Genomic DNA, 17,004 nt, shown 5'->3' with positions numbered 1-17,004 from the left:
GCGGCGGGGGCGTTAACACGCGGGCAACCCGGCCGACGCCGCCCCGATATACGGACGCCCCATGCTGGACCGCGTACGGCCGTGCGGGTGCCGTGGTCCGGCCGGGGCGTCGTCCTGTCGCCCCGGCCGGGCGCCCCGCCCCCGCCCCGCTCAGGCCCCCGACATCCCCAGCGACCGCTTGAGGAAGTCCACCTGGAGCAGCAGCAGGTTCTCCGCGACCTGCTCCTGCGGCGTCATGTGGGTCACCCCGCTCAGCGGCAGCACCTCGTGCGGCTGCCCGGCCGCCAGCAGCGCCGAGGAGAGCCGCAGCGCGTGGGCGACCACCACGTTGTCGTCGGCCAGACCGTGCACGATCATCATCGGCCGCACCTCGGAGGCCGGCTCGGAGAGCCCGTCGTCGGTGAGCAGCGAGTTGTACGCGTACACCTCCGGCTGAACCGCCGGGTCCCCGAGATAGCGCTCGGTGTAGTGGGTGTCGTACAGCCGCTGGTCCGTCACCGGCGCGCCCACGACCGCCGCGTGGAAGACGTCGGGCCGCCGCAGCACCGCGAGCCCCGCCAGGTACCCGCCGAAGGACCAGCCGCGGATCGCCACCCGGGACAGGTCGAGCGGGAAGCGGCCGGCCAGCCCGTGCAACGCCTCGACCTGGTCCTCCATGGTCAGCACGAGGTTGTCCCGTACGGCCTTCTCCCAGGCGGGCGAACGGCCCGGCGCGCCCCGGCCGTCCGCCACGACCACCGCGAAGCCCTGGTCCGCGAACCACTGCGACGTCAGGTGCGCGTTGTGGGCGGCGACCACCCGGCGGCCGTGCGGACCGCCGTACGGGTCCATCAGGACCGGAAGCGGACCGTCCTCCTCGCGGTAGTCCGACGGAAGCAGCACGGCGCACGGAATCCGCCGTGCGCCCCCCTCGGTGAGGGTCACCCGCGCGGAGATCACCGGCTCCTGGGCGTGGCTCGCGATCCGGGACAGCCGCTCGCCGTCCCGCACCACCCACGCGGTGGCCCCCGGCTCCTCGGGAACGGCCGACACCACCACCGACAGAGCGCCCGAGCGGACCGCGGAGTGCACACCCACCCCTTCGGAAATCCTCTCGATTCCCAGCTCGTTCACCCGGTACACATGGACCTGCCCGACCTCCGGCTCGACCGCGTCCTCACCGGCCACCGCCGAGACCAGGATGTCCGACTCCCCGATGTCCAGCACCGACTGGACGTGCAGCTGCGAGCCGGTGAGCGGCCGGTCCCCGACCGCCAGCACCCGCGCCCCGCCCTCGTCCACGATCCGCACGAGCCGGCCGTCCGGCGCCCACGCGGGCACCCCGGGGAAGAGATCCAGCCACACCGGGTCCTCGTCGACGTGGACGATCCGGGTCGCACCGCTCTCCGGGTCCACCGCCAGATACCGCTGGGCACGCTGGTCCCGCGCCTGCACCAGCAGCAGCGGAGCGCCCGCCGCCGACCAGTGCACCTGGGCCAGGTACGGGAACGCCGCCCGGTCCCAGACCACTTCGGTACGGGCCCCCTCCAGGTCCGTCACGTAGAGCCGCACGTCGGCGTTGGGTGTCCCGGCCGCCGGGTAGGCGACCTCGGCCGGCTTGCGGTCGGGGTGCGCGGGGTCCGCGATGTACCAGCGCCGCACGGGGCTCTCATCGGCCCGCGCCACCAGCAGCCGGTCCGACTCCGGGGACCACCAGAAGCCCCGGTACCGGTGCATCTCCTCGGCCGCGATGAACTCCGCCAGACCATAGGTGACCTGGGGGTCCTCCGGCTCGGCCAGCGCCCGGTCGCCCTCGCCGTCCGCGCCCACGACCCGCAGCGCGCCCTTCGCCACGTACGCGACGTGCCGGCCGTCCGGGGAGGGGCGGGGGTCGATCACCGGGCCGGGCACCGGCAGCGCCCGCGCGGTCCCGGCCCGCAACTCGGCCACGTACGCCTTCCCGGACAGGGCGAAAGCGGCCAACTCCACCGCCGCGTCCACCGCGTAGGAGACGATCCCCGACGAACCCTCCCGGGTCCGCTCCCGCCGGGCCCGCTCCTGTGGCGACAGCTTCTCGGCCGAACCGCCCAGCAGGGCCTCGGGATCGGCGGCGACGCGCTCCTCGCCGGTCGCCGGGTCGAGCACCCAGAGCCGGTTGGTCCGGTCCGTCCCGGAGGCGGACCGCAGGAAGATCACGCGCGTCTCATCCGGTGAGACGGTGAAGGCCCGAGGGGCGCCGAGGGTGAAGCGCTGGGTGCGAGCCTGCTGGCGGGGAAAGGACAGCTTCTGCGAGGTCATGGCACCGAACCTATCCGCGCGGGCCGGTCCGTGCGCCCCTCGTGCTGCTGTGCCCCGATCAATGCGTTGGCACGGATAGTTATGATCCGTAGCGCTCGGTGGGTAGATACCTGCCGAGCGTGTACCCCCGTTCCGACCGTCCGAACGTACCGATGGAGGTGAACCGCCGTGGCGCTCTCGATTTCGGCGGTAGTGCTGCTGGCGATCATCGTCTTCCTGCTGATCCGGAAATCCGGATTGAAGGGAGGGCACGCGGTGGTCTGCATGCTGCTCGGGTTCTACATCGCGAGCTCGTCCGTCGCGCCGACCATCTCCGATCTGACGAGCAACGTGGCGGGGATGATCAGCAGCATCAAGTTCTGACCGCCGGTCCGCCGCCCGCGCGTCCGCGGGCGTGAGGGCGGGCGCGGGCGCGGTGCGCGTGCCGGTGGCGGGGGCGGAGGTCACCGCGGGGCCTCCGGGGCTCGTAGGGTGGTCCCCATGAAGGACCTCCGCGACCGCCGCCTGCTGCTGGTGCACGCGCACCCCGACGACGAGTCGATCAACAACGGCGCCACGATGGCCAGGTACGCGGCCGAGGGCGCCCACGTCACCCTGGTGACGTGCACGCTCGGCGAGGAGGGCGAGGTCATCCCGCCCGCGCTCGCGCGCCTCACCGCCGACCGGGACGACGCCCTCGGCCCGCACCGCGTCGGCGAGCTGGCCGCGGCGATGCGCGAACTCGGCGTCAGCGACCACCGCTTCCTCGGCGGGGCGGGCCGCTACCGGGACTCCGGGATGATGGGCGCCGAGCAGAACGGCCGCCCCGGCTCCTTCTGGTCCACCCCGGTGGACGACGCCGCGGCCCACCTCGTCGAGGTCATCCGCGAGGTCCGCCCCCAGGTCCTGGTCACCTACGACCCGGACGGCGGCTACGGCCACCCCGACCACATCCAGGCCCACCGCGTCGCGATGCGCGCCGCCGAGCTGGCCGCCGATCCGGCGTACGGCTCCGACGCCCCGCACGCGGTCGCGAAGATCTACTGGAACCGGGTGGAGCGCCAGGTGGTCGAGGCCGCCTTCGACCGGCTGCGCACGACCGCGCCGGACGCTTTCCCGGGCATCGCCGCCGTGGACGACGTACCGGGCGTGACGGACGGGGAGCGGATCACGGCGGAGATCGACGGATCGGCGTACGCCGGGGTGAAGGCGGCGGCGATGCGCGCCCACGCCACCCAGATCGCGGTCGAGGAGCCCTACTTCGCGCTCTCCAACGATCTCTGCCAGCCGCTGCTGACGACCGAGTACTACGAACTGGTGCGGGGCGAACGGGGCGTGGTCGCGCCCGTGCGCGAGAGCGACCTGTTCGCCGGGCTCACGGGCGCCGGGGAGGACGCGGCATGAGCGGCGGCACCGGGCAGGCCGGGAGCGCCGAAAGCGGCGGTGGGTCCGTCGGGAAGGGCGCCGGCACCGGGAAGGCCGGGAACGGCGGTGCGTCCGCCGGGAAGGCCGAAGGGTCTGCCGGGAAGGCCCGTGAGGGCAAGGGGCGCGTCCGGGCGCGGTCGTCCGCTTCCGCCTCCTCGTCCTCGTACGCTCCGCGACGGAACGCCCCGCCCAGGGAGCCCGAGCCCGTCGGGTTCGCCGCCCGGCCCAACCCGGCCCGGATCGCGGCCTATGCGGGCCTCGCCGTCGTCGGCGCGCTCGTCGGACTCGCCGGCACCCTCGTCCAAGCCGCCTGGTTCCCGGGCGGGTTGATCATCGCGCTGGCGGCCGCCGCGGGGCTCTTCTACGGCGGCCGGGTCCTGATCCGGACCCAGATCGGCGCGCTGGCCCCGGCGGCCGGCTGGTTCATCACGGTGTTCCTGCTGCTGAGCGGCCGGCCGGAGGGCGACTACGTCTTCGGCGACGAACTCGGCCTGATTCTCTTCATGCTCGGCGGAACCGCCGTCGCTGTGATCTGTGCCACCACGTCCAGAGTGCCGCAATCAGCCATGCACAGCGGTCGGTCCGGTACGTGAAGTGCCAAGTCGGGGCCGTGAACGGTCCTCAGAGGTGTGACGCGAAGGGGGAGGTTTCCCCCGGTCGCGGAGTGTCCGGCGGCGGCGGCCAGTATGGTGGTGCGCGCGCCGAGCCGTCCCCTGGCCTGCGGCATGGGGGAAGTACGGGCGGCGGAGCCAATCGGGAGAACCTGCTTTGAGTCGTGAAACTGACAGTTCGTCCTCCGGGCCCCAGGGGCGCGGTGGAGCCGCGTACCCGTCGGGTACGCCGCCGTACGGATCCGGCCAGTATCCGTCGCCGCATTCGGCGCAGGACGGCTCCGACATGGACCCGGAATCCGTGAATCCGCCGCGGCCCGAGGAGCCGAAGACCGAGACGACGCTGACGACGCGCATCCGGATCAACATCCCCGGATCGCGCCCCATCCCGCCCGTCGTGATGCGCACGCCGATGGCGGAGAGCGACATCTCAGGCGACCGCCCCGACCCGGAGCGCACCTCGGCGACCCCGCGGCCCGGCACCCCGCCGGCCGCGCCGGCGCCGATGGCGGCGGACCGTTCGACGGGGCCGGACGGCGGGACGCCCGCGGACCGGTCCCGGGACGCCGCTCCGGCCGCCGCCGAGCCGCCCGCCGAGAAGCCCGCCCGCGAGAAGGGCGGCAGCGACTGGTTCGCCCCGCGCAAGGCTCCGGCCCCCGCGCCGGGAACGCAGCCCCAGGGCGCGGGAGCGCCGGGCGGCACGGGCGCACCCTCCGGCCCGGGTGGTCCTTCCGGCCCGGGCGCCGGCCTTCCGGGCGGCCCCGCCGGCCCCGGCGGCGCGTCCGACGGCGGTCCCGGCCGGCCGCGCCCCGACCTGCCGTACTTCTCGGACGCTCCGCAGCCCGGCGGCGCACCGGGGCAGCCCGGTGGCGGCCCCGGCGCGCCCGGCCCCGAACGCAGCGCGCTCGACGGCTACGGCGCCGACCTGCCCGGCGGTGGTCCGCGTATGCCCGGACCGTCCGGCCCCACCACGGGACCGGTCACCGGTACGTCCTCGCTGACCCCGAACCTCGACGGCGTCCCGGACATCGCCGGGCCCGGCCCCGGCACCGGGCCGATGGCCCCGGGCGGCCCCGGTGCGCACCCGCCCCGGATGTCCGACGACACCGCGATCCTCACGCCGCAGGCCCCGGCGCCCGAGCCCGGCGGCCATGTCTCGGGTGACACGCTGACGAGCGGCATCCCCGTGATCTCCGGCGAACCGCGCTCCACGTTCCCGGGCGGCCCGCGCACCCCCGGCGGCCCCGGCGCGGGCGGCCCCGGCGTTCCGGGCGGTCCCGGGTCCGGCCCGGCGGCGCCGCGTCCGGCGGCGCAGCGCCCGGCCCCCGAACCGGCCCCCGCCCCCGCCAGGAAGGGCCGCTCCAAGCTGGTCCTGCTCGGCGTGGCCGCGGTCGTGCTGCTCGGCATCGCGTACGGGGCCGGCCTCCTGCTGAACCACGCCGAGGTCCCCAAGGGCACCACGGTGCTCGGCGTCGACATCGGCGGCGGCACGAAGGAGGAGGCGGTCGCCAAGCTCGACGGCGCCCTCGGCGAGCGCGCCAAGGCGCCCCTCCAGTTGTCGGTGGACGGCAAGGAGGAGAAGCTCGACCCGGAGAAGGCCGGGCTCACCCTGGACAGCCAGGAGACCGTGCGCGGCGCGGCGGGCAGCGACTACAACCCCGTCTCGGTGATCGGTTCGCTGTTCGGCGGGGAGCGTCCCGCCGACCCGGTGATCCCGGTCGACGAGGAGAAGCTCGGCGTGGCGCTGAACGATCTGGCGGGCACGTCCGGTTCGGCCAACGACGGCACCATCCGCTTCGAGCCGAACAAGGCCGTGGCGGTGCCGGGCAAGCCGGGCAAGCGGCTCGACGCGGCGCAGTCCCTGATCTCCGTCCGGGACGCCTACCGGGCCCAGGTACAGACGGGGAAGGCCCGCCTGGTCGAACTCCCCGTCACCACCAGCGAGCCCACCATCACCAAGGCCGAACTGGACCGGGCGATGAAGGAGTTCGCGCAGCCCGCGATGTCCGGCCTGATCACCATCAAGGCCGGCCCGAAGCAGATCCAGTTCGGCCCGGCCCGGTCGCTGCCGCAGATCCTCTCGATGAAGGCCGTGGACGGCAGGCTGGTCGACGTCTACGACAAGCAGGCGATCGACGAGCTGCTGGACGGCGTCTTCGACGGAATCATGGCGGTCAAGGCCGACGGCAAGGAGCACGAGGTCGGCCCGGACGACGTCGCCCAGGCGATGAAGACCGCCCTGACCGGCACGACGGAGGCCGAGCGCACGGTCACCATCGACCTGACCGGCCAGGGCTGACCCCGCACCACCACTCCACCCGCACCCCTCTCCGCCCCCGCCCGGGAACCCCGGCCGGGGGCGGAGTCGTCGGTGCGTCCTCGTACGGGCTCCGTGGGTCCGTAGCGGGAAGACGTCGCGTCCGGTCGCGGTAGCGGTGGCGCGGGTGAGGGGGGCGCTTCGCGTGCGTCTCGTGTACGCGAGACGATGGGGCCATGAACCTCTCCGCCGGTCCGGAACACTCTTCCCGCGAAGCCGATGAGATCGACGCCGACCAGATCAAGGTCTGGTTCCGGTTCGTCCCGCGTGAGGGCTGGCTGCCGCAGGACACCGAGGGACTCTGGGCGCGGCGGCTCGGTCCGGACACCGCGCGGGTGGACAACGTGCCCTTCCTCCAGGACGGGGTCGCCGAGGGGGACACCGTACGGTTCCGGACGGACGACGACGGGCAGCACTGGGCCGTCGAGCGGGTGGCGGCGTCGGACAACTGCACGGTACGGGTGCTGCCGGTGCCCTCCGGTCCACTCGGGCGCGACGCCCGCGCCGTGCACGAGCGGCTCGCCGGGTTCGGCCTCACGGGCGAGGTCTTCAGCAAGGAGTTCCCGCTCCTCGCGCTGACCGTGCCGGGCGGGGCGGACCTGCGCGGGGTCAAGGAACTGCTCGCCCGGGGCCAGGACGAGGGCTGGTGGCACTTCGAGGTGCCGTGCTCCACCGAGACCTGGCGGGAGGCGTGAGACCGCGCGGGGCGATCACCTGGCCGGTACGGGAGGCGTGAGGCCCGCGGGGCGTGGTCGCCGGGCAGGCCCCGGGGGCGTGAGGCCCGCCCGCCGGTCCGGACCCGGGGTGCGGATCCCGGCGGGCCGGCGGGTCTCAAGCGGGGCGCGGAACCCGCCGGTTCGTACCGGGACGCTGAACCCGGCGGGCCGGCGGGTCTCGGCGCGTACGGGGTACGGGCCGGCGGGTCTCGGCGCGTACGGGGTACGGGCCGGCGGGTCTCAGCGCGTACGGGGCGCGGATCGGCCGGCCTCGTCCGGGGGCGGGCCGGCGGCGCGTCACGCCTCGGTCGTCTCCTCGCCGATCGCGCGGATCACCCGGGCCGGGTTGCCGACCGCCACCACGTTCGCGGGCAGGTCCCTGGTGACCACCGCGCCCGCGCCGACCACCGTGTTCTCGCCGATGGTCACCCCGGGGCAGACGATCACCCCGCCGCCCAGCCACACGTTGTCGCCGATGGTGATCGGCAGCGCCGCCTCCCACTTGGCGCGACGCGGTTCGGGGTCGACCGGGTGCGTCGGGGTGAGCAGTTGGACGTTCGGGCCCATCTGGACGTCCGCGCCGATGGTGATGCGGGCGACGTCGAGGAAGACCGCGCCGAAGTTGACGAAGGTCCGGGGCCCGATGGTGGTCTGGTAGCCGTAGTCCACCCGCAGCGGCGGCCGTACGTCCACCTCCTCGCCCACCTCGCCGAGGAGTTCGGCCAGGACCGCGCGCCGGGCCTCGGGGTCGGCGGCCGACGTGGCGTTGTAGCGCTCGCTCAGGACGGCCGCGTGCAGCGCGTCCGCCGCCAGTTCGGGATCGTCCGCGAGGTACAGCTCGCCGGAGAGCATGGCCTCCTTCTGGCTGGGCCTGCCGTCGTCCTGGCCGGGCCTGGTCTCGTCGCTCAACTCGTCTCCTTCGTCCGGGGTGCGCGCGGCGCGTCGGGAGCTCCGGGTTCCGGAGGCACTCCGTCCGCTCCCAGCAGTCTGCCCCGTCCGCCCGCGCGACGATCGCCCAGGCCCGGGGCCAGCGCCGACGTCACCGCCACCGACAGCCCCGCGACCGCCGCCATGCCCGTCGCGGGCGAGGTCAACTGGGCGATGCCGCCGGCCACGGCCGCCCCCACCCCCTGCATCGCCATCGTCCCCGACGAGGCGAGCCCGAGCGCCTGGCCGCTCAGCTCGGGCGGGGTGAGCGCCACCAGCCGTTCCTGGAGCAGCAGGCTCGCGGCGAACCCCGTGCTCGCCACGGCCACCGCCGCCAGAGCGACCGGCAGCCCCGGGCGCAGCGCGAACAGGAGGTACGGCGCGGCCAGCAGCAGCCGCAGCGGAGCCCCGAGCCGGGCTCGCCACCGGGCCGGCACGAACCGCCCCACCACGGTGTCCCCGGCCAGCATCCCCAGGGCCCCGCAGGCGAAGAGGAGCCCGGCGTGCGCCGGCGCGTACGCCACGTACAGGGACTCGCAGCCGACGACGAGCCCGTTGGGCACCCACAGCGCCAGGAACACGTACCGGCGCGGGACCGACGACCAGAGCAGCGCGTTCGTCCGCCGGGTCTCGCGGACGGAGGGACGGCCCGGGGCCCTCGGTGGCCGGGCCGACAGGCCGAACCGGGTCACGGCCGCCGCGACGACGTACAGGGCGGCCCCGACCAGCAGCGTGCCGCGCGCCGAGACCACCGCCACCAGCGCCCCGCCCACCGCGAACCCGCAGATCTGCATCGCGCCGCCCGTCATGTTGAGCACCGAACGGCCGATCAGGAACCCCTCGCGCGGTACGATCTCGTTGAGCAGCCCGTACCGCACCCCGCCGCCCGCCGACCCGGCCGCCCCGACCACCAGCAGCACGGCGAAGGCTCCCCACAGCGGCAGTCCGGGTACGGCCTGCACACAGGCGGCCACCGCCGACAGCAGGGCCAGCGCGCTCAGCGTGGCGCGTGGCGGCAGCCGGTCCGCCGCCGAGAGCAGCGTGAGCGCCCCGGCCGCCTGGGCCAGCGACGGGCCGAACATCGCCAGCGCCGACAGCAGGGGCGAGCCCGTTCGCGTGTACACGAGGGTGCCCAGCGCCAGGCCGGTCGCGGTGTGGGCGGCCGTCTGGACCGAGACGGCCGTGAAGAAGGGGGTGAACTCCGGGGTCCGGAACAGCTCGCGGTAGGTGCGCATGACCGGAGTCTGCGGAGGCCGCCGCCGAGGCCGTTACTGTTTCGCGCGGACGCGAAAGCCCGGGGCCGCCGCGCAGGCGGAGCCCCCGCACACCGCATGCTGAGCGCGAGCGGACGGTGCGGCCGTCACCACAGCGCGCACCGAGCGGACCGAGCGAACAGGGCGGTGAAGAGCGGGATGGGCTGGTGGCAGATCAGCGCCGACACCCTCGCCGGGAGCCGGTTCGTCGTCTCACCGCTCGCGGAGGCCGTCGCCAGTCTGCTGCTCCTGGAGCGGGCCGCCGCCGCCCACCCGGGGGAGCGCGCCTGGCTGGCGGAGCACCTGCCCGCCTACCGGCGGCGGGCGGCCGAGGACCCGGTCTCCGCGCTGGTGATCCGGTCCGCCCTCGCACCTCGCTGGACCGCCGACTTCCTGGGCGCCGCCCCCGTCCCCGCCCCGCCCGGCCGGCCCGCGCCCGCCTTCGCCGAGGAACTGGCCCGGATGCGGGCCACCCCGCCCGACCAGGCCCGCGCCGACCTGGCGGTGACCCTGGGCGGCGGCCCGCTCCCCGCCGCGCTCGACCGGGACGACCTGGCCGACCGTGCCGCCGACGCCGTCGCGTGGGTCTGGACGCACACCGTGCTGCCCGACTGGCCGAGGCGGCGGCGGGTGCTCGAAGCCGATGTGGTCGCGCGGACGGCCCGCCTGGGACGGGGCGGCTGGGCCGAAGCGCTGAACGGCATGCGCCCCGGCATCCGCTGGCTCGGCGAGAGCCGCCTCCAGATCAACGCCTACGACAACCCGCCCCGCGAACTGGGCCGCGCCGAGCTGCTGTTCGTCCCCGTCACCCCGAACCAGTGCTGGGTCGGCTGGGACATCCCGCGCCGGTACGCGCTGGTGTACCCGTGCTCCGGCGCGCTCACCGACGCCGGGCGCGGCCCCGTACCGACCGCGCTGGGAGCGCTGCTCGGCGCGGCGCGGGCGGCGGTCCTGGTGCTGCTGGCCTCGCCGCTCAGCACGACGCAACTCGTCGCGCTGACCGGCCAGGGGCTGGGCTCGGTCGGCCGCCATCTGCGGGTCCTCCGGGACGCCGGCCTGGTCCGCCGGCGCCGTGCGGGCCGCTCCGTGCTCTACGTCCGTACGGAAGCGGGCGACGTCCTGGTGCGCAGCGCGAGCTGACCGGCACCGAAAGCGCCGGGCGCACGCCCCGGTGCGCCCCCCGGTCCGCACCGGTCCGTACCTGCGCGGAAGGGGGTACGCACCGGTAACCCGTGCGCTTCGCATGTGCGGTGACGGTTGGCGTGCATGTACGACTCGTGACAACCGTGACTATGGGCACCGCTCGTCGTTATGACAATTTCTCTCTCGCCGCGACCGAACCGAGCGAGGGGAACGTGCGTGAATCCGGAGTACGCCGCGTACTGCCAGGCGGACCGCCGCTTCTACGACGCACCCCACCGCGCCCTCCAGCCGGCCGGGGGCGCCGGTGGTGAGGAGCTTGCGTTCTACCCGGCCGTCCGAGGCGCCGCCCCCCAGGGGTGGACCCGCTCCCGGCGCGGCGACTGGCTCTCGTACAGCCCCGACGGGCTGCGTCTGCCGCCCCAGGGCTGGAAGCTGCACATATCCGCCGCCCTCGACAACGCGGACTCGGTGCTGGAGCGGGTCGTCGCCCACTGTCTGGCGCACCGGCTGGCCTTCAAGTGCGTACCGAACCCGGGGTTGCTGGCGCTGCGGAACGCCAAGTACGCGGACCGGGCGGGCAGCGGGAAGTTCATCACCGTCTACCCGCCGTCCGACGAGGCGTTCCCCGAGGTGTGCACCGCCCTCATGGAGCTGCTGGACGGCGAGCACGGACCGTACATCCTGAGCGACCTGCGCTGCGGGAACGGTCCCGTGCACACCCGCTACGGGGCGTTCGCCGCCCGCTTCTGCTCCGGCCCGGACGGGCGGCCGGTGCCGGCCGTCGCCGACCCCCGGGGCCGGCTCGTCCCGGACGACCGGGGCCCCGCCTTCCGCATCCCCTCCTGGGTGACGCCGCCCGGCTTCCTGGCCCCGCACCTCGAAGCCCGCGCCGCCGTGGGCCTCGGCGACCTCCCGTACACCGTGGAGAAGGCGCTGCACTTCTCCAACGGCGGCGGGGTCTACCTGGGCCGCGACACCCGCACCGGCGAGCAGGTCGTCCTCAAGGAGGCCCGCCCGTACGCCGGACTGGCCGCCGACGGGGCGGACGCCGTCGCCCGGCTGGACCGCGAACGGACCGCCCTGGAACACCTCGCCGGGCTGGAGTGCGTGCCGGAGGTCAAGGACGCCTTCGAGGTGGGCGACCACCACTTCCTGGTCCTCCAGTACATGCCCGGCGCCACCCTCAACACCGTCTTCGCCCGCCGCTTCCCGCTCGCCCGGCGGCACCCCTCGCCCGAACTGCTCGCCGCCCACGCGGCGTGGGCCGAGGACGTCCACGGGCAGGTGGAGCGCGCCGTCGAGGCGGTCCACGCCCGGGGCATCGTCATCAGCGACCTGCACATGAGCAACGTCATGGTCGACGAGGAGAGCGGCCGGATCGCCCTGCTCGACTTCGAGGCGGCCTTCCCGGCGGCCGACCGCCGACGCCAGATCGTCGCCAACCCGGCCTTCGTCGCCCCGGCCGACCGGCGCGGCACCGACATCGACCGGTACGCGCTGGCCTGCCTGCGGCTCGCCCTGTACCTCCCGCTCACCACGCTGTTCGGCATCGACCGCACCAAGGCGGCCGGGCTCGCCCGGGACATCGCCCGCGTCTTCCCGGTCACGGAGGAGGCGCTGCGGCCGGCGGTCGCCGAGATCCTGCGGGGGACGGGCGAGGCGGACGCGACCGCCGCGACGGACGCCCCGCCGCACGCCGCCGTACCCGGTCCGCGTACCTCCGACGCCTCGACCGCCCCGCGTACGCCCGACGCAGCGACCGCCGCACCCGGCCCGTACGCCGACGCCGCCGGGCCCGACCTCCGGGACTGGCCGCGCGCCCGGGAGGCCATGGCCGACGCCATCGCCGCCTCCTGTACGCCGGAGCGCGACGACCGCTGCTTCCCCGGGGACATCGCCCAGTTCGCCACGGCCACCGGCGGCCAGTCCTTCGCGTACGGGGCGGCCGGCGTGCTCTACGCCCTCCACGAGACCGGCGCCCCGCCCTGCCCGGCCGCCGAGGACTGGCTCCTGCGCCACGCCAAGGCCCCGGCGTCCGGCAGCCCCCTCGGCTTCTACGACGGGCTGACCGGCATCGCCTGGACCCTGCACCGGCTCGGCCGCACCGCGGAGGCCGCCGACCTCCTGCGGATCGTCCTCGACCAGCCGCTGGAGGGCCTGGCGCCCGGCCTGCACAACGGGTACGCGGGCATCGGCCTCGCCCTCGACGACCTGGCCCGCACCGCCTCCGGCCCCGACGCCCCGGCCCTCTCCGCCGCCGCCGCCCGCTGCACCGCCTTCGCCGTCCGCGCGCTCACCGAGGGCCCTCCCTCGCCCCGCACCGGACTGCTGCACGGCGCGAGCGGCGTCGCCCTGCTGCTGATACGCCGGTACGAGAACACCGGGGACACCGCCCTCCTCGACCTGGCCGCCGCCGCGCTCCACCGCGACCTGGAGCGGTGCCGGGCAGGCGACGACGGCGAACTCCTCGTCGTCGAGGGCAAACGGCTGATGCCGTACCTCGGTTCGGGCAGCGCCGGGATAGCCGCCGTCATCGACGCCTACCTGGCCCAGCGGCCGGACCCCGCGCTCGAAGAAGCGGGCCGCGCCCTCCTGCCGGCCGCCTGCTCCGCCTTCTACGTGCAGCCGGGACTGTTCCGGGGCTCCGCCGGACTCCTGGCCCACCTCGCGGCCACCCCGCTGGCGGAGCCGGCCGACCGGCTCCGCGCGATCGACCGCCACCTCGACCTGCTGGCGAGCCACGCCCTGACCGACGGCGGCGGACTCGCCTTCCCCGGCGAACAGTTGATGCGCCTGTCGATGGACCTGGCCACCGGGACCGCCGGCGCGCTCCTCGCCCTGGGGGCCGCGCACGGCGCCCCGATCGGACTTCCCTTCCTGCCCGCCGCCCCGGCGGCGCACCCGGCCGCTCCAGCGGCCCCACAGACCGGCCCCTCCAGGGGTCGTGGCAACACCACCGTTCAGTAAGCAACCGTCCCCGAAAGGACATCATCATGGCGCTTCTCGACCTCCAGGCGATGGACACCCCGGCCGAGGACTCGTTCGGCGAGCTCGCGACGGGCAGCCAGGTCTCGGTGCTGGTCTGCGAGTACAGCTCGCTCAGCGTGGTCCTCTGCACCCCGTGAACCACCCCGGCCGGCCCATCGGCGAGCACCGCCGATGGGCCGGCCGGCCACGTGCCCGCGAGGGCCCGGCGCCGACCGCGCGGCCGGGACGTCCCCGCGGCCGTCCCGCCGACCAGAAAGGCGACCCGTGCCGCTGCACCTCCGACCGGGCCCCGCGTCCGGCGTCCGGCGGCTCTCCCGGCGGCACCCGGCCGCCCTGACCTGGCTGTTCCTCTGCTCCACCGGCGGCGCGCTGGCCGCCCTCGCCCTTCCCGCCGCCCTCGGCCACACCGTCGACCGGCTGGTCTCCGGCGGTCCCGTGCCCTGGTCCGGGCTGCTGCTCTGCGCCGCCCTCACCCTCGCCGAGACCGGGTTCGACGCGGCCGCCGCCGTGACCGGCACGACCACCACCGCCCGGCTCACCGCGTCCCTGCGCACCCGCACCGCCGCCCGCGTCCTGGCCGCAGAACCCCGCCGCGCCCTCGCGCTGCCCACCGGCGACCTGACCGCCCGGCTCACCGCCCGCACCGCCGACGCCGCCGCCGGCCCGGCCACCGCCGCCGGAGCCGTCGCGGGCGTCCTGCTGCCGCTCGGCGCGCTCGTGGGCCTCCTCCTCATCGACGTGTGGACGGCCGCCGCGCTCCTCGTGGGCGCGCCCCTGCTCGTCGTCCTGCTGCGCGCCTTCACCCGGGGGACCGCCGACGCCGGGGCCGACTACCAGCGCGCCCAGTCGCTCATCGCCCACCGGCTGACCGAGGCCCTGGAGGGCGCCGACACCATCCGGGCCGCCCGCACCGCCGCCCGCGAACACCGCCGCGTCCTGGAACCCCTGACCGCCCTCGCCGAACACGGCAGGCGTACGTGGGAGGTGTACGGGCGGGCCGTGGGCCGCAGTGGACTCCTGCTGCCCCTGCTCATGCTGCTGGTCCTCGCGGTCGCCGGACTCCGCCTCGGCGCGGGCGCGATCGGCGTCGGCGACCTGGTCGCCGCCTCCCGCTACGCGAGCCTCGCCGTCGGCATCGGCTCCCTGACCGGCGCCCTCGGTGCGCTCGCCCGCAGCCGCGCCGCCGCCACCGCCCTCGAACCGCTCCTCGCCCTCGCCCCGCTGCCGCACCGCGGCCTGGGACCGGTCCCGGACGCCCCCGGAGAGCTCGAACTCCGGGACGTCGGCGTCGAACAGGACGGCGTCCCGTTGCTGACCGGCGTCCATCTGACCGTCCCCGGCGGTACGTCCCTGGCCGTCGTCGGGCGCTCGGGCTCCGGCAAGTCGCAGCTCGCCGCGGTCGCCGGGCGGCTCCTCGACCCGGACACCGGCCATGTGCTGCTGGACGGCGTCCCGCTGGACGGCATGGAACCGGCCCGGCTCCGCCGCGAGGTGGCGTACGCCTTCGCCCGCCCGGCCCTCCCCGGCACCACCGTCGAGGACACGATCGCCCACGGCCCCTGGACCGCCGCGCCCGACGCCGTACGCGAGGCCGCCCGCGCGGCCCGCGCCGACGGGTTCGTCGCCCTGCTCCCGTACGGCTACGCCACCCCGCTCGCCGACGCCCCCCTCTCCGGCGGTGAACGCCAACGCCTCGGGCTGGCCCGCGCGTTCGCCCACCCGGGCCGCCTGCTGATCCTCGACGACGCGTTGTCCAGCCTCGACACCGTGACCGAGCACCACGTCCGGCGCGCCCTCGACGCGCGGGCCGGCCGCTGCACCCGGATCATCGTGGCCCACCGGCTGTCGTCGGCCGCGCGGGCCGACCGCGTCGCCTGGCTTGAGGACGGCAGGCTCCGCGCGACGGGCCGCCACGACGAACTGTGGGCCGATCCTGAGTACCGGGCGGTCTTCCGCGACGAACCGGCGGACGCGACCCGAGCACGGGCCGGGACGGAAACCGCCCGCGAACCCACCGGCCCCGACCCGCTCCACCAACCGACCGGACCGGACACGCCCCGCGAACGGACGGCGCCGGACGCGACCCGGGCACGGGCCGAGACGGAGGCGTCCCCCGAACCGACCGGGCCGGACCCGTCCCGCGAATCGACAGCGCCGGACGCGACCCGGGCACGGGCCGATGCGAAGGCGTCCCGCGAACCGACCGGCCCCCACCCACTCCACGAACCCACCGGACCGAACACCCCCCACCAACCGACCGGAGCGGAGGCGGCCCGGTGAAGGCGAACGGCCCCACGGCCCCGCGCCCCCGGCGCGACACCGCGCTGCGCCGCGTCGCCCGGGAGGCCCGCCCCTTCCTGCGGGCGCGCACGGGGGCGGTCCTGCGGCTGGCCGGCTGGTCCCTGCTGGAGTTCGCGCAGACCTTCCTCAGCGGGTACGGGGTCGCCCGCGCGCTCGATGACGGCTTCCTCGCCTCACGCCCGGCGACCGGCCTCTGCTGGCTGGCCGTCGCCGCGGTCGCCGTCCTGCCCTCCGTGCTCGCCGCACGCGGGGTGTTCGGGCGGCTCGCGGACCTGGTGGAGCCGCTGCGCGACGGACTGGTCCGGCGCGCGGTGTCCCGGGCGCTCGGCGGCGCGCTCGGCCGCTCCGGGGACGTCAGCACGCGGTCCCTCTCACAGGTCACCCATCAGAGTGAGATCGCCCGGGACGGCTGGGCCGGACTCGTGCTGACGCTGCGCTCGTTCGCCTTCACCGCCGCCGGGGCCGTCACCGGTCTGCTCGCCCTCGCGCCCGCCCTGCTCCTGATCGTCCTGCCGCCGCTGGCCGTGGGGGCCGCCCTGTTCCTCGCCACCCTGCCCCCGATGGCCGCCCGCCAGCGCGCCTACCTCGCCGCCGACGAGGCGTACGCCGCGCACGCCGGCGAACTGGCCGCCTCCGTACGCGACATCGCCGCCGCCGGAACCGCCGGGCGGACCGTGGCGGAGTCCGGGGCCCTGGCCGAAGCCCAGCTCGCCGCCTCCCGGTCGCTGGCCCGCTGGTCGGCCGTCCGGGTGCTGGCCCTCGCCGTCTGCGGCCGCTTCCCCCCGCTCCTGCTGCTCCTCGCGGCGCCCTGGCTGCTGCGGAACGGGCTGACCGCGGGCGCCCTGGTCGGCGCGCTGACCTATCTCACCCAGGCGCTCGCCCCCGCCGTCCAGGCGCTGATGACCATGCTGGGGACCGCCGGGGGCCGCCTCGTCGTGGTCCTGGACCGCTTCACCGACGCCCCGCCCCCGCCCGAGGACGACCCGCCGCAGGCCGTACGGGACAGCGCCCCGCCACCGGCCGACCGGACCGCCCACCCCGCCGTGCCCGCCCCCGCCCCGTCCGCC

General features: G+C 75.8%; 12 protein-coding genes and 1 pseudogene. 10 read left to right on the top strand and 3 right to left on the bottom strand.

Annotation, left to right across the window (positions count from 1 at the left end; translation table 11 throughout):
• Nucleotides 1-150: 150 nt before the first annotated feature.
• Nucleotides 151-2,277, bottom strand: a complete 2,127-nt coding sequence (locus tag IF19_RS0130570; RefSeq protein WP_030277817.1) for a prolyl oligopeptidase family serine peptidase — start codon at nt 2,275-2,277, stop codon at nt 151-153.
• Nucleotides 2,278-2,445: 168 nt separating this feature from the next.
• On the opposite strand from IF19_RS0130570, the gene IF19_RS0130565 reads away from it, so the two are divergent.
• The 5 genes from IF19_RS0130565 (at nt 2,446) to IF19_RS0130545 (ending at nt 7,304) form a co-directional block, all read left to right on the top strand.
• The gene (locus IF19_RS0130565) at nt 2,446-2,640 is read left to right on the top strand and encodes a hypothetical protein (protein WP_026290246.1); all 195 of its coding nucleotides are present in this window, start codon (nt 2,446-2,448) and stop codon (nt 2,638-2,640) included.
• Between the two features lie 117 nt (nt 2,641-2,757).
• Nucleotides 2,758-3,660, top strand: a complete 903-nt coding sequence (gene mshB / locus IF19_RS0130560) for an N-acetyl-1-D-myo-inositol-2-amino-2-deoxy-alpha-D-glucopyranoside deacetylase (protein ID WP_030112242.1) — start codon at nt 2,758-2,760, stop codon at nt 3,658-3,660.
• Entirely contained in the window at nt 3,657-4,274 is a 618-nt protein-coding gene (locus IF19_RS0130555) for a DUF6113 family protein (protein WP_030112243.1), read from the top strand. The genes mshB and IF19_RS0130555 overlap by 4 nt, the downstream gene beginning before the upstream one ends.
• A 175-nt stretch (nt 4,275-4,449) precedes the next feature.
• Nucleotides 4,450-6,591, top strand: coding sequence for a peptidoglycan binding domain-containing protein (locus IF19_RS0130550; RefSeq protein WP_172674288.1), 2,142 nt, complete (start codon nt 4,450-4,452; stop codon nt 6,589-6,591).
• A gap of 194 nt (nt 6,592-6,785) precedes the next feature.
• Nucleotides 6,786-7,304: a DUF4265 domain-containing protein gene (locus IF19_RS0130545; protein WP_030112245.1), complete on the top strand. Its 519-nt coding sequence runs from the start codon at nt 6,786-6,788 to the stop codon at nt 7,302-7,304.
• Nucleotides 7,305-7,622: 318 nt separating this feature from the next.
• On the opposite strand, the gene IF19_RS0130540 is transcribed toward IF19_RS0130545, so the two are convergent.
• A complete protein-coding gene (locus IF19_RS0130540) occupies nt 7,623-8,177 on the bottom strand; it encodes a sugar O-acetyltransferase (protein WP_030112246.1) in 555 nt (184 codons plus the stop codon).
• Nucleotides 8,178-8,230: 53 nt separating this feature from the next.
• Nucleotides 8,231-9,487, bottom strand: a complete 1,257-nt coding sequence (locus IF19_RS0130535) for an MFS transporter (RefSeq protein ID WP_030277816.1) — start codon at nt 9,485-9,487, stop codon at nt 8,231-8,233.
• Between the two features lie 177 nt (nt 9,488-9,664).
• On the opposite strand from IF19_RS0130535, the gene IF19_RS0130530 reads away from it, so the two are divergent.
• From IF19_RS0130530 to IF19_RS0130510, 5 genes and pseudogenes are all read left to right on the top strand, one after another.
• A complete protein-coding gene (locus IF19_RS0130530) occupies nt 9,665-10,645 on the top strand; it encodes an ArsR/SmtB family transcription factor (protein WP_030112249.1) in 981 nt (326 codons plus the stop codon).
• Between the two features lie 219 nt (nt 10,646-10,864).
• Nucleotides 10,865-13,593 (top strand): annotated as a pseudogene (gene lanKC, locus IF19_RS0130525) (class III lanthionine synthetase LanKC); the annotation flags it as partial.
• 48 nt (nt 13,594-13,641) lie between these two features.
• Nucleotides 13,642-13,773, top strand: a complete 132-nt coding sequence (locus tag IF19_RS1000000137250) for a SapB/AmfS family lanthipeptide (RefSeq protein WP_030112254.1) — start codon at nt 13,642-13,644, stop codon at nt 13,771-13,773.
• A gap of 127 nt (nt 13,774-13,900) precedes the next feature.
• Nucleotides 13,901-15,916, top strand: coding sequence for an ABC transporter ATP-binding protein (locus tag IF19_RS0130515; RefSeq protein ID WP_234313273.1), 2,016 nt, complete (start codon nt 13,901-13,903; stop codon nt 15,914-15,916).
• Nucleotides 15,913-17,004 (top strand): ABC transporter ATP-binding protein (locus IF19_RS0130510; protein ID WP_487042841.1); only part of this gene is annotated, 1,092 nt, incomplete at its 3' end. The genes IF19_RS0130515 and IF19_RS0130510, both read left to right, overlap by 4 nt.

Source organism: Streptomyces californicus (assembly GCF_000717645.1).
GTDB classification, from domain to species: Bacteria; Actinomycetota; Actinomycetes; order Streptomycetales; family Streptomycetaceae; genus Streptomyces; species Streptomyces californicus.
Note: the sequence above shows the minus strand (reverse complement) of the source record. Positions and strands in the feature narration are given on the sequence as shown.